The sequence below is a fragment of the Roseateles noduli genome (assembly GCF_050626985.1).
Taxonomy (GTDB): Bacteria; Pseudomonadota; Gammaproteobacteria; order Burkholderiales; family Burkholderiaceae_C; genus Roseateles; species Roseateles noduli_A.
Genome location: NZ_CP192463.1, coordinates 677990 through 691159, shown reverse-complemented (window position 1 = coordinate 691159; position 13170 = coordinate 677990). Strand labels below are relative to the sequence as shown.

Here is a 13170-nt window from a genome sequence, read left to right as displayed (position 1 = left end):
CAATTCGATCGAACCGAAGCGCCGGGGGCGCAACAAAGTAGGTCTACCCTCACCTCGCGACCTTGCCGCCTTCGCGGGGCTTGCGCCCCGGGCCACCTCCCCTACACTGACCCGGCGTTCATCCACCATCACCCGGCGCACGTACGCCGGGGGTTCCAGGGAGGAAAGGGATGGGTCGTGTTTCCGACTGGCTGCTGGGACATCGCCGGGTCGCGTGGCCGCTGGCCGCCGTGGCGGCGCTCGCGCTCGGCGTCGGCGCGAGCGAGCTGCACCGCCGCTCGCTCGAGCACGACTTCCAGCGCAACCTGGACAACGCCGCCCAGCGCGAGGCGCTGGCGCTGCAAGGCCTGACCCTCACCGGCAAGGGCATGGGCGCGGTGGTGCTCGCCGGCCAGCTCAATCCGGCGCTCAAGACCGTCGCCACCCTCACCGACACCGACGAGGCCCGCCGCACGCGCCCCGCGGCCGACACGCTGGAAGTGATCGGCAGCAGCGTCGGCGCGCAGCTGGCCTATGTCGTGAATGCGCGCGGTCGCATCATCGCGGGCTGGGACGACGAGGGCTCGCCCCCGATCGGGCTGGACGTCGGCTTCCGCCAGTACTTCCACCAGGCGATGCGCGGCCAGCCCAACGTCTTCGCCGGCATCAGCATCAGCACCGGCCAGCGCGCCTACTGGCTCTCCGCGCCGATCTACCGACATCCCGGCCAGGAGGGCGAGATCGTCGGCGTGATCGCCGCCCGCCTCTACGCCGACGCGCTGGACCACTTCCTGGACACCCGCAGCTACGCGGGCGCCCTGCTGGTCTCGCCGTCGGGCGTGGTGCTGGCGGCCAGCCGGCCCGGCTGGCGCATGAGCCTGGACGGCCCCGCCACGCCGCAGCGCGCGAAGACCATCACCGCGGCCGGCCAGTTCGGCAAGCTCTTCGAGGATCCCGCCCGATCCCACAGCCTGCCGTTCACGCTGCACGGTCCCACGGCCGAGATCGACGGCGTGCGCCATGCCGTCGCCCATGCCGCCGTGGCCTGGAACGATCCGGCCGGTCCGTGGCGCCTGGTGCTGCTGGGCGACCTGGACGCGCTGGAGCCCACCGCGACGCGGCTGGGGATCGCGGCGCTGGTGGCACTGCTGGCCTTCGGGCTGCTGGCCGCGACCTTGCGCAGCCTGGCGCACGGCGCGTCGCGCGACCGCAAGGACCTCGAGCTGCAGGCGCAGCATCGCCAGCTGCAGTCGCTGCTCGCGGAACGCGAGCGCGCCCAGGACGCGCTGCAGCAGGCCAAGGACGACGCGGAAAGCGCCACCCGCGCCAAGTCCGACTTCCTGGCCAACATGAGCCACGAGATCCGCACGCCGATGAACGCGATCATCGGCATGTCCCACCTGGCGCTGCAGACCGGGCTGGACGCCCGCCAGCGCAACTACATCGAGAAGGTGCACCGCTCGGCGGAGAACCTGCTCGGCGTCATCGACGACATCCTGGACTTCAGCCGCATCGAGGCCGGCAAGCTCAGCCTGGAGTGCGTGCCCTTCCGGATGGAGGAGGTGCTGGACCACCTGGTCAACCTGATCGGTTTCCGCGTCGAGGACAAGGGCCTGGAGCTGCTTCTTAACGTGCCGCCCGACCTGCCCACGGCGCTCATCGGCGACCCGCTGCGCCTGGGCCAGGTGCTGGTGAACCTGGGCAACAACGCCGCCAAGTTCACCGACCACGGCGAGATCATCATCGGCATCGAGGCCGTGCCGCTCACGCCGCTCACGTCGCCCATGCCGGCCCTGGACGCCGACCCGCCGGGCGTGGCCTGCACGCCGGAGGTCGAGCTCCACTTCCAGGTCCGCGACAGCGGCATCGGCATGACGCCGGAGCAGCAGGCGCGGCTGTTCCGCAGCTTCAGCCAGGCCGACAGCTCCACCACGCGCAAGTACGGCGGCAGCGGCCTGGGCCTGGCGATCTGCAAGCAGCTGGTGGAGATGATGGGCGGCCGGATCTGGCTGGAATCGACGCCGGGCGAGGGCTCGACCTTCCATTTCACGGCCCGCTTCGTGCTGCAGTCCGAGGGCTCGGACCTCCCCGCGCGCCGCGCGCTGATGGCGCATGAGCTGGCGCAGATGCGCACGCTGGTCGTCGACGACAACCGCGCCGCGCGCGAGATCCTGTCCACGCTGGGCGCGGGCTTCGGGCTGGAGGTCTCCACCGCCGCCGACGGCGCCCAGGCCGTGCGCGACGCCGAGCGCGCGCAGGCCGACGGCCGGCCCTACGCGCTGGTGCTGATGGACTGGCAGATGCCGGTGCTCGACGGGATCGAGGCCACGCGCCAGCTCGTCGACGGGCGGCTGCGCGTGCCGCCGGCCGTCGTGCTGGTGACCTCGTTCGGGCGCGACGACTCCTTGACCGCGGCGCTGGCCGCCTCCGGGCCGGCGCGCCGGCCGGTGCTGCTGACCAAGCCGGTGACCGCGTCGTCGATGCTCGGCGCCATCGGCGAGGCGCTCGGCCACGTCGACCTGCCCTCCCCCGCGGCGCAGCGCCGGCGCGATTCCGCGCGCGAGGCGATGCGGCAGGTCGCCGGCGCCCGGCTGCTGGTGGCGGAGGACAACGAGCTGAACCAGGAACTCGTCACCGCGCTGCTGGACGAGGCCGGGGTCCATGTGACCCTGGCCTGCAACGGACGCGTCGCGCTGGACATGCTGGAGGCCTCGCCCGACGGCTTCGACGGCGTGCTGATGGACTGCCAGATGCCGGTGCTGGACGGGTACGCCGCCACCCGCGCCCTGCGCGCCGTGCCGCGCTGGGCGGACCTGCCCGTCATCGCGATGACCGCCAACGCGATGAGCGGCGACCGCGAGCGCGTGCTCGAGGCCGGCATGAACGACCACCTCGCCAAGCCCCTCAACGTCGACCATCTGTTCGAGATCCTCGCGCGCTGGGTGCACCCGGCGATGCCGGCGGCGGACGTGCCGATGGACACGCGCTCCGGCGCGGGGCGTCGCGTGGACACGCAGCACGGGCGCAGCGAGGTGCTGGAGCCCGGCATCCCCGACGCACGCGACGCACGCGGCGGCGGCACCGCCTCCGCCGGCCCGGGCGACGGCCGCAGAGACGGCCGGAGCGATGGCCGGAGAGACAGCCGGAGAGACAGCCGGAGCGATGGTCAGACCGACCGGCCCCAGGGCGACGCCGGCAAGCCGGACGGCCTGCCGCAGATCGCCGGGCTGGACGTGCAGGCCGGGCTGGCGACGGCCGGCGGCCACCTGCCGCTCTACCGCAAGCTGCTGCGCACCTTCCACGACACGCAGACGGGCTTCGCCGCCGACTTCGCCGAAGCCGCTTCGGCGGGCGACGCGATCACGATGACGCGGCTCGCGCACTCGCTGCGCGGCGCGGCGGGCACGCTGGGCGCCCGCCCGCTGGCCGCGGCGGCCGGCGCGCTCGAGCAGGCCTGCGCCCAGCGCGCCTCCGCCGCCGAGCGCGACCCGCTGCTGATCCGCGCGCAGTCGCTGCTGGCGACCTTGCTCGTGTCGCTGGGCCGACACCTCGCGCGCGAGGCGATGACGCAGGCGATGGCACAGGGGATGACGCAGGGGATGTCGCAGGGGATGTCGCAGGGGATGTCGCAGGCGATGCCGGCGTCGCCACACCCGCCCGCCCCGCCCGCCCCGCCGGCCCCCTGGCCCGGCGGCGGCGCCTCGCCGGCCCTGGACGACGCCTCGCGCGAGCGCCTGGACGCGCTGCTGGCGCGGCTGACCGCGCTGCTGCGCGACAGCGACTCCGCGGCCACCGACGCGGCGCAGGAACTGAGCGAGCTGCTCGACCGCGTGCCGCTGCCGACCGCCCGGGCGCGCCTGCTGCGCCGCGCGGCGGACTCCGCGGCCCGCTTCGACTTCGACGGCGCGCTCGACTGGCTGCACGACGATGAACGCGCCACGTCCTCCCGGAGGCCCGCATGAGCAACCCCTTGTCCCCTGCCGGCGCCACGCCTCCCATGACCCCCATGGACCGCGCCGCCAGTCTTCCCGACCCGACCGACGGCGCCACCGTGCTGGTCGTCGACGACACGCCCGACAACCTGCTGCTGATGAGCGAGCTGCTGCGCGACCGCTATCGCGTGAAGATCGCCAACCATGGCGAGAAGGCCCTGGCCATCGCGCGCGCCGAGCACCGCCCCGACCTGATCCTGCTCGACGTCATGATGCCGGGCCTGGACGGCCACGAGGTCTGCCGGCGCCTGAAGGCCGACCCGGCGACGCGCGACGTGCCGGTGATCTTCCTGACGGCGAAGTCCGACGTCGCCGACGAGACGCGCGGCCTGGCGCTGGGCGCCGTCGACTACATCACCAAGCCGATCAGCCCGCCGATCGTGATGGCCCGCGTGCGCACCCACCTGCAGCTCAAGGCCAGCGCCGATTTCCTGCGCGACAAGGCGGACTACCTCGAGGCCGAGGTGGCCCGCCGCAGCGAGGAGCTGGCCGCCATCCAGGACGTCACCATCCTGGCGATGGCCTCGCTGGCCGAGACGCGCGACAGCGACACCGGCAACCACATCCGCCGCACCCAGCACTACGTGCGGGCGCTGGCCGAGGCGCTGCGCGAGCACCCGCGCTGCCGCGAACTGCGCCAGCCCGGCGTCATCGCCACGCTGTTCAAATCGGCGCCGCTGCACGACATCGGCAAGATCGGCATCCCCGACCGCATCCTGCTCAAGCCGGGCCGGTTCACGCCGGAGGAGTTCGAGGTCATGAAGTCGCATCCGGCGCTCGGACGCGACGCCATCGAGCAGGCCGAGGCGCAGCTGGGCACGCCGGTGGCTTTCCTGTCGACGGCCAAGGACATCGCCTACTGCCACCAGGAGAAGTGGGACGGCTCGGGCTATCCGCAGGGCCTGAAGGGCGAGACCATCCCGCTGTCCGCGCGGCTGATGGCGCTGGCCGACGTCTACGACGCGCTGATCAGCCGGCGCGTCTACAAGGACGGCATGCCGCACGAGCAGGCGGCGGCGATCATCGCCGAGGGCGCCGGCACGCATTTCGACCCGGACGTCGTCGAGGCCTTCCTGCGCATCCAGCCGGAGTTCCAGTCGATCGCGCGGCGCTTCGTCGACGACGACGCGGCGCTTGCGCGCAAGCGGGCCTGGATGGAGACGGTGAGCCCGCCCGACCTCACGCCGCTGGGCGTCGAGCGGGGGCGTTGATGCCTCGCCCGGGCGATCGCGGCACGCCGGGCTGGCGCGATCGACCGGTTATCTTCTGGAGCGTCGCCGCCGCCGTCGCGATCGCGGCGGGCTGGGGACTGAGCACCGCGCAGCGCTGGTACCTGGAGGCGGACCTGCGCCGCGCCTTGCGCTCGGCCGCCGACCGCGAGGGCGTCTCGCTGGTCCAGCTCACGCTGTCGGGCAAGGACATGGGCGCCATCGAGCTCAGCGGCCGGGTCGATCCGCTCGTCAAGGCGATGACGCTGGAGACGGACCTCGAGCGGGCGCGCCTGGTGCGGCCCGGCGCGGCACACCTGCGGGCCATCGCCGACGCGCTCGACAGCGAGGGCGTCCTCGTCCTCGACGCCAAGGGCGTCGTGGTGGCCGAGTGGGGACCGGACGAGAAGAAGGAGCGCTTCATCGGCCGCGACCTGTCGATCCGCAGCTACGTCCAGCAGGCGCTGAAGGGCCGGCCGTCGATCTCCACCGGACTGAGTCCCGACCTGCGGCGCCGGTCGCTCATCTTCTGCGCGCCGGTCTTCGGGAGCCGGGAGTCCACCAGCGCCGTCATCGGCGCCATGGTCGCGCGCAACTCGTCGGCGGTGCTGGACCGCTTCTTCGAATTCCAGGGCCATGCGGGCGGGCTGCTGATCTCGCCGCAAGGCGTGGTCATCGCGGCGAGCCGGCCCGACTGGCTCATGACGCTCGTGGGCCCGCTCAGCTCGGAGCGCGCCGCGTCGCTGACGGCGACGCACCGCTTCGCGGACCTCTTCCAGGATCCGGACCGCTCGCGCGCGCTGCCGTTCAATCCCGTCGACGGCGCGGTGGTCGAGGTCGACGGCCGGCGCATGGCCGCCGCGGAGACCCGGATCGAGTGGAACGATCCCGAGGGCCCCTGGCGCCTGGTGCTGCTGGAGGACCTCTCCGGCGCGATGGGCGCGCGGTACCCGCTGGGGGTGGCGGCGCTGACGGCGGCGCTGCTGCTGGGGGGCTGCGGGCTGCTGCGGCTGATGGCGGCCCATCGCCGCCTTCGCGCGCGCAACAGCGCCGAGATCGCCGCCCGCGCCGACCAGGTCCGCACCATGTTCCGCATGGCGCCGATCGGCGTCTGCCTGATCGTCAACGACCGGATCGAGTTCCTGAACCCGGTGCTGGCCGACCAGCTGGGGACGGCGCTGTTCCAGGACTGGCCGCATCGCTACGCGGACGACGCCAGCCGCGAACTGGTCGACGCGGTGCTGCGCGAACGGCGCCGCACGCTGGACGTCGAGGTCGGCCTGCTCGACGCCCGGGGGGAGGCGCGCAGCTTCGCGCTCTCGTCGATGCCCTTCGACTACGAGGGCGACAAGGCCGCCGTGGTGCTGTGGCTGGTCGACATCACCCGGCGCCAGGAGGCCACGCGCGAGGCGCGCCGGGCGATGGAGGCGGCCAAGGACGCGGCCCGCGCCAAGTCCAGCTTCCTGGCGGGCATGAGCCACGAGATCCGTTCGCCGATGAACGTGATCGTCGGCATGTCCGACCTGGCGCTGCAGACCGGCCTGGACGCGCGCCAGCGCAACTACCTGGAGAAGGTGAACGGCGCGGCGCTCAGCCTGCTCGACCTGATCGACGAGATCCTGGACTTCAACAGCATCGAGTCCGGCCGCATCGCGCTGGAGCGGGTGCCCTTCCAGCTCGACCACGTGGTGGACCGCCTCATCGACCTGATCGGACTGCGCGCCGAGGACAAGGGCGTGGAACTGCTGATCCATCGCCCCGCCGACGTGCCCAACGCGCTGATCGGCGACCCGATGCGGCTCGGCCAGGTGCTGATCAACCTGGGCGCCAACGCCGTGAAGTTCACGGACAGCGGCGAAGTCATCATCGCCGTGGAGCGCGTGACGGCGGGCGCGGCCGAGCGGGGCAACGGCAACGGCAACGGCAACGGCGACGGCGATGGCGATGGCGATGGCGATGGCGACGGCGACGGCGACGGCGATGAGGTCGAGCTGCGCTTCAGCGTCACGGATTCCGGCATCGGCATGACGGAGGCGACGATCTCGCGGCTGTTCCACAGCTTCAACCAGGCCGACACGTCGACGACGCGCCAGTACGGCGGCAGCGGACTGGGCCTGGCGGTCAGCCGCCAGCTGGTCGAGATGATGGGCGGGCGCATCCAGGTGCGCTCGCGCCCGGGCGAGGGCTCGACCTTCTCCTTCACCGTGCGGCTCGGCCTGCGGCAGGGGAGTCGCCTGGCGGCGACGTCCGCCTCGGCGGCCTCCGCGGCGATGGCCGACCTGTCGCGGCTGCGCGTCCTGGTGGCCGACGACAACCGCGCCGCGCGGGACATTCTGGGCGCGTTGTGCGCGGGCTTCGGCATGCGCGTGGACACGGCGGTCAACGGCGCGAACGCCGCGCAGTGCGTGCTGGAGGCCGAGGCCGAGAAGCGCCCCTACGACCTGGTGCTGATGGACTGGCAGATGCCCGTCCTGAACGGCCTGGAGGCGACGCGGCTGATCGCGGCCGGCCGGCTGGCCTCGCCGCCGGCGATCCTGCTGGTCACCGCCTTCGGCCGCGACGCGACGCTGGCCGCCGCGCTGCTCGAATCGGACCCGCGCCACCGGCCGCAACTGCTGAGCAAGCCGGTCACCGCCTCGACGCTGCTGTCGGCCATCGGCGAGGCCACCGGGCGGGCGGTGGCCCCCACCCTCGCCGCCCCGCGCCGCGGCGGCGCGACGCGCGCGGCGATGGCGCGGCTGACCGGGACGCGGCTGCTGGTCGTCGAGGACGATCCGGTCAGCCGGGAACTGGGCGCCGAGCTGCTGCGCGCCGCCGGCCTGGACGTGACGCTGGCCCCGGACGGCCCGACCGCGCTCGACCTGCTGGCGCTCCCGGATCCCGGCATCGACGCGGTGCTGATGGATTGCCAGATGCCGGTGATGGACGGCTACGAGACCACGCGCCGCCTGCGCCAGGACCCGCGCTGGCGCGCGCTGCCCGTCATCGCGCTGACCGCCAGCGCGACGCTGGAGGCGCGCGAACGCATCCTCGCCGCCGGCATGAACGGCTGCCTGAGCAAGCCGCTGAGCGTGGACCGCCTCTTCGAGGCGCTGGCGCGCTTCACGCGCGGCGGCCCGCCCGATCCGGCGGCCGCCGGTGACGGGAGCGCGACGCCGACCGCCGACGCGGCGCCGGACGCCGAGCTGGAGGCGCTGCTGTCGCGCCTGAGCCAGCTGCTGCAGGCCAGCGACGCGACGGCCGTGGAGATCGGCCGTCTGCTGGCCGAGACGATCGATCGGCGGCCGCCGCCGCCGGCCCGCGCCCGCCTGCTGCGCCGCGTCGCGGCGGCGGCCTCGGGGTTCCGCTTCGAGGAAGCGCTGGCGCTGCTGAGCTGGGATGCCGGCGCGCCGGCCGGAGGGCCGACGTCATGATGCGCGCGGCGCTCCGGCTGTCGCGTCATGCGACGGCGGCGTGGATCGTGGTGGCGGCGCTGTCGCTGCTCGTCGGCGCGCTGGTCGCCCGGCAGGCCCGGAGCGTCCTCGACGAGCGCTTCCGTGCCCGGATGACGGCCGAGATCGATCGGGAGGTGCTGCAGTTCCGCGGCCTCACCGAGGAGAGCAAGGCGATGGGCGCGTTGCGGCTGGCGGGGCGCCTGGATCCGGACCTGAAGGCGGCGGCGCTGCAGACCGACCTCCCGGGCGCGCTGCACAGGCGTCCGGCCGCCGAGATGCTGTCCGCGATGAACGACCAGCTCGGCGCGGACGTCAGCTTCGTGGTCAACCGCCAGGGCGTGATCGTCGGGGAATGGAACCGCGGCCTGCAGCGCTCGCCCCTGGGGCAGGACATCAGCCATCGCGAGTATTTCCGCGAGTCCATGGCCGGACGCACCGCGGTCTCGATGGCGATCAGCCTGGCCACGTCGCGCCGCGCCCTGTACCTGAGCGCGCCGGTCTTCCAGGACGTCGACGCCCGCGGCCCCGTGATCGGCATCGTCGCCACGCAGTTCTACGGACCGTCGCTGGACCGCTTCCTGACCGAGCGCGCCGACATGGCGTCGCTGGTCCTGTCGCCCGAGGGCGTGGTGATGGTGTCGTCACGGCCCGAGTGGCTGCTGATGGTCGCGGGGCCCGAGTCGGCCGAGCGCAGCCGGCGGCTCGCCGAGGGGCGCCGCTACGGGCGCCAGTTCCTGGATGCGGCACGCGTGCCGATGCTGCCCTTCGACCCCGGCGCGAGCGTCGCGATGATCGACGGACACCCGCACGCGCTGGTGGCGCGCGACCTGGGCTGGCGCGACAGCGCGGGCGTCTGGCGGATGGTCCTGGTAGCCGATCTCTCGGCCGCGCTCGGCGGACCGGCGCAGGCGGGCGTCGGTCTGCTGTCCGCGCTGCTGTGCTTCGCCGCGCTCGCCGCGCTGCTGCGCGGCCTGCTGCTGCGCGCCGCGCGGCACGCGCAGGAGACGGCGCTGCGGCGCCAGGGCGAGCGCTTCATGACCCTCATCGAGCACACGCCCGCGGGCATCGGGCTGATCACGGACGGCGTGGTGGGCATCGCCAATCCGGCGCTGCGGCGCCTGGTCGACGTGCGGATCGGCCAGCCCTGGCCCGACGTCTACGCGGACGACGCGAGCCGGGCGCGCGCGCAGGCGCTGCTGGAGAACAGCGGGACCGGCGGCAACGGCCATGGCGGCACCAGCGACGGCACCAGCGACGGCGACGGCGACGGCAGCAGGGGCGGCAGCAACGGCAACGGCAACGGCAACGGCAACAGCAGCAACAGCAGCAGCACCGGCAGCGATGTCGAACTGCAGATCGTCGATCGCGAGGGCGCGCACCATGCCTGCCTGGCGACCTTCCTGCCGGTGGCCTTCGGCCAATCGGGGACGCTGATCTGGCTGACGGACCTGACCGACCGCCTGTCCGCCGAGAACGAGATCCGCGCGGCGCGCGAGTCCGCGGAGGCCACGACCCGCGCCAAGACCGACTTCTTCGCCAACATGAGCCACGAGCTGCGCACGCCGATGAACGCGATCATCGGCATGTCCGAGCTGGCGCTGCAGACCGAGCTCGACGCGCGGCAGCGCAACTACGTGGACAAGACCTGCCGCGCCGCGGAGACCCTGCTCGGCGTGATCGACGACATCCTCGACTTCAGCCGCATCGAGGCCGGCCGGCTCGCGCTCGAGCACATCCCGTTCGAGCTCGACGAGGTGCTGGCGCATCTGGTGCAGGTGATCGGCCTCGGCCTGGAGGAAAAGGGCGTGGAGCTGCTGCTGAGCGTGCCGGCCGGCCTGCCGCGGACGCTGGTCGGCGACCCGTTCCGCCTCGGCCAGGTGCTGGCCCATGTCGGCAAGCATGCGGCGCGGCGCAGCGAGCAGGACGAGGTCGTCGTGGCCGTGGCGCAGGACCACCGCCCCGCCGACGACGAGATCGTGCTGCGCTTCAGCATCCGCGACAGCGGCCCCGCGCTGTCGCCGTCGGAGCTGGCGCGGCTGGGCCGGCGGCCGGCGGAGGTCGACGCGGACACCCCCGACCGCGGCGACCTGGCGCTGGCCGTGTGCCGGATGCTGGTGGAGATGATGGGCGGCACGCTGCGCGTGGACTCGATGCCCGGCGCGGGCCTGACGCTGCATTTCACCGCGCGGCTGGGCATCGGGCGGGACGATGGAGACGTTGCAGGCGGGGCCGACGCCGACGCCGGCGCCGAGACCGACGGCGATGTCGATGTCGATGTCGATGGCGATGTCGATGTCGATGTCGATATCGATATCGCCGCCAATGAGAGCGACCGGGGCGACAGGAGCGATATCGACGCTGATGAGAGCGACGGAGGCGACAGGGGCCATGACGACGATGAGCATGCCCAGGACGATGAAGGTGCCCGGAACGATGACGACGCGCGGCCGGCGGCGCTTCGCGGCCGGGTGCTGATCGTCGACGACAACCGCGTCGCCCGCGAGATCCTCGCAGCCCTCTGCCAGGGCCTGGGGCTGCAGGTCGAGCAGTGCGTCGACGGCGCGCGCGCCCTGCGGGCGGTGCATGCGGCGACGCGGGAACACCGCCCGTTCGACTGGGTGCTGATGGACTGGAAGATGCCGTCGCTGGACGGCGTGGCCACGGCGGCCCGGCTGCTCCAGGAGGCGACCCCGGTGCCGCGCATCGTCATGGTGACCGCCTTCGGCAACGACGACGGGCTGTACGAGGCGATGACGGCGCTGCCGACCGGGCAGCCGCTGCCGGTGCTGGGCAAGCCGGTGACGGCCGCCACGCTGGTGGCGACCCTCGACGGCTCGGCCGCGTCCGGCGCGCACCCGGACGCGCAGGCCCGCCGCGCCGCGACGACGGCGATGATGCAGTCCCTGGCGGGGGCGCGGCTGCTGGTCGTGGAAGACAACCCGGTCAACCAGGAACTCGCCGGCGAGCTGCTGACCAACGCCGGCATCGCGGTCACCATCGCGGGCAACGGCGCGATCGCGCTGGAGCTGCTGCGGCAGTCGCCGGACGGCTTCGACGGCGTGCTGATGGACTGCCAGATGCCGGTGATGGACGGCTACGACGCAACCCGTTGCCTGCGCCAGGACGCCCGCTGGCGCGAGCTGCCCGTCATCGCGCTGACCGCCAACGCCACCGGCGCCGACCGCGCGCGCATCCTGGCCACCGGCATGAACGACCATGTCGCCAAGCCGCTGAACGTCGACACGCTGTTCGATGTCCTGGCGCGCTGGATCCGCCCCGCCGGGGGCGCGGCGGTGGCGCCGGCGGGCCTGGTCGCCGGAGCGCGCGTCGCGCCGGGGCTGTCCCCCTCGTCCGCCACGCCGGTCCCGCCGTCCTCCTCCGCCGGATCCCCCAGGACGCGTCCGGACGTCCCGGCGGTGCCCGTCGTCGACGGCCTCGAGGCGCACTCCGGCCTGGCCTCGGCCTCGAACAACGCCGGGCTGTACCTGCGCCTGCTGAAGATCTTCCTGCACTCCCAGAAGGAGACCGGCGCGCGGCTGGACCAGGCCGCCGCGTCGGACCAGCCGCAGGTGATGGAGAAGATCGCCCACTCGCTGCGCGGCTCGTCCGCGACCATCGGCGCGCTGCCGTTGAGCGAGGCCGCCGCGGCGCTGGAAAGCGCCTGCCGCTCGCCGGCGACGGCGGCCCGGCGCCGCGAGCTGGCGTTGGCCGTCCGTGTCGCGCTGGACCGCCTGTTGCACGCGCTGGCGGAGACGCTGGCGGACGACGTCCCGCCGACGCTGCCGGGCCCGCTGGACGACCTGTCGCCGCCGGGCATCCCGCAGCTGGACGAGCGCCTGGCCCGTCTGCGCCGGCAACTGGACGAGGACGACGCCGCGGCGGTCGACACCGCCGAGCGGCTGAAGGAGGAGATCGACCGCGGTCGGCACGGCCTGGACGACCGGCGCGCCGCCGCCCTGCGCGAGATGCTGGCGGCCGCGACGCGATTCGACTTCGAGACCGCGCGCCGCGGACTGGACAATGATGAAGCCAGTGCCCCGCCCCTGCCCCTACCATCTCCCGGCGCCCGATCGTTGGAGGACCCCCTGCCATGAGCATCTCGAACGGAGATTCGCGCCCGACGATCCTGATCGTGGACGATTCGCCCGAAGTCCTGTCCCAGCTGTACGAGCTGCTCAAGGAACGGCATCGCGTCAAGGTGGCGACCACCGGCGACCGCGCGCTGCGCATCGCGGCCGAGTCGCCGCGGCCCGACCTCATCCTGCTGGACGTGCTGATGCCCAACATGGACGGCTACGAGCTCTGCCGCTGGCTCAAGGCGGACGCGGCCACGCGCGACATCCCGGTGCTCTTCCTCACCGCGCGTTCCGATCCCGCGGATGAGAGCCACGGCTTGTCGCTCGGCGCGGTCGACTACATCACCAAGCCGATCAGCCCGCCGATCCTGCTCGCGCGCGTGCGCACCCACCTGCAGCTCAAGGCCACCGCGGACCTGCTGCGCGAACGCGCGGCGCACCTCGAGGCCGAAATCGCCCGATGGGCCGGCGGCGCCGACGG

Annotated in this window: 4 protein-coding genes and 1 pseudogene; all 5 read left to right on the top strand. The window is 73.3% G+C overall.

Features of this window, described 5'->3' with window-relative positions:
* The first annotated feature begins 170 nt into the window (after positions 1 to 170).
* Entirely contained in the window at positions 171 to 3941 is a 3771-nt protein-coding gene (locus ACQ4L4_RS03090) for a response regulator (RefSeq protein ID WP_431102728.1), read from the top strand.
* A gap of 35 nt (positions 3942 to 3976) precedes the next feature.
* The gene (locus ACQ4L4_RS03085; protein ID WP_431104855.1) at positions 3977 to 5182 is read left to right on the top strand and encodes a response regulator; all 1206 of its coding nucleotides are present in this window, start codon (positions 3977 to 3979) and stop codon (positions 5180 to 5182) included.
* Entirely contained in the window at positions 5182 to 8592 is a 3411-nt protein-coding gene (locus ACQ4L4_RS03080; protein WP_431102726.1) for a response regulator, read from the top strand. The genes ACQ4L4_RS03085 and ACQ4L4_RS03080 overlap by 1 nt, the downstream gene beginning before the upstream one ends.
* Positions 8592 to 12707 (top strand): response regulator, encoded by a 4116-nt coding sequence (locus tag ACQ4L4_RS03075; RefSeq protein ID WP_431102725.1) that lies wholly within the window; start codon positions 8592 to 8594, stop codon positions 12705 to 12707. The genes ACQ4L4_RS03080 and ACQ4L4_RS03075 overlap by 1 nt, the downstream gene beginning before the upstream one ends.
* A pseudogene (locus ACQ4L4_RS03070) lies at positions 12704 to 13147 on the top strand (response regulator); the annotation flags it as partial. The gene ACQ4L4_RS03075 and the pseudogene ACQ4L4_RS03070, both read left to right, overlap by 4 nt.
* Between the last annotated feature and the right edge of the window lie 23 nt (positions 13148 to 13170).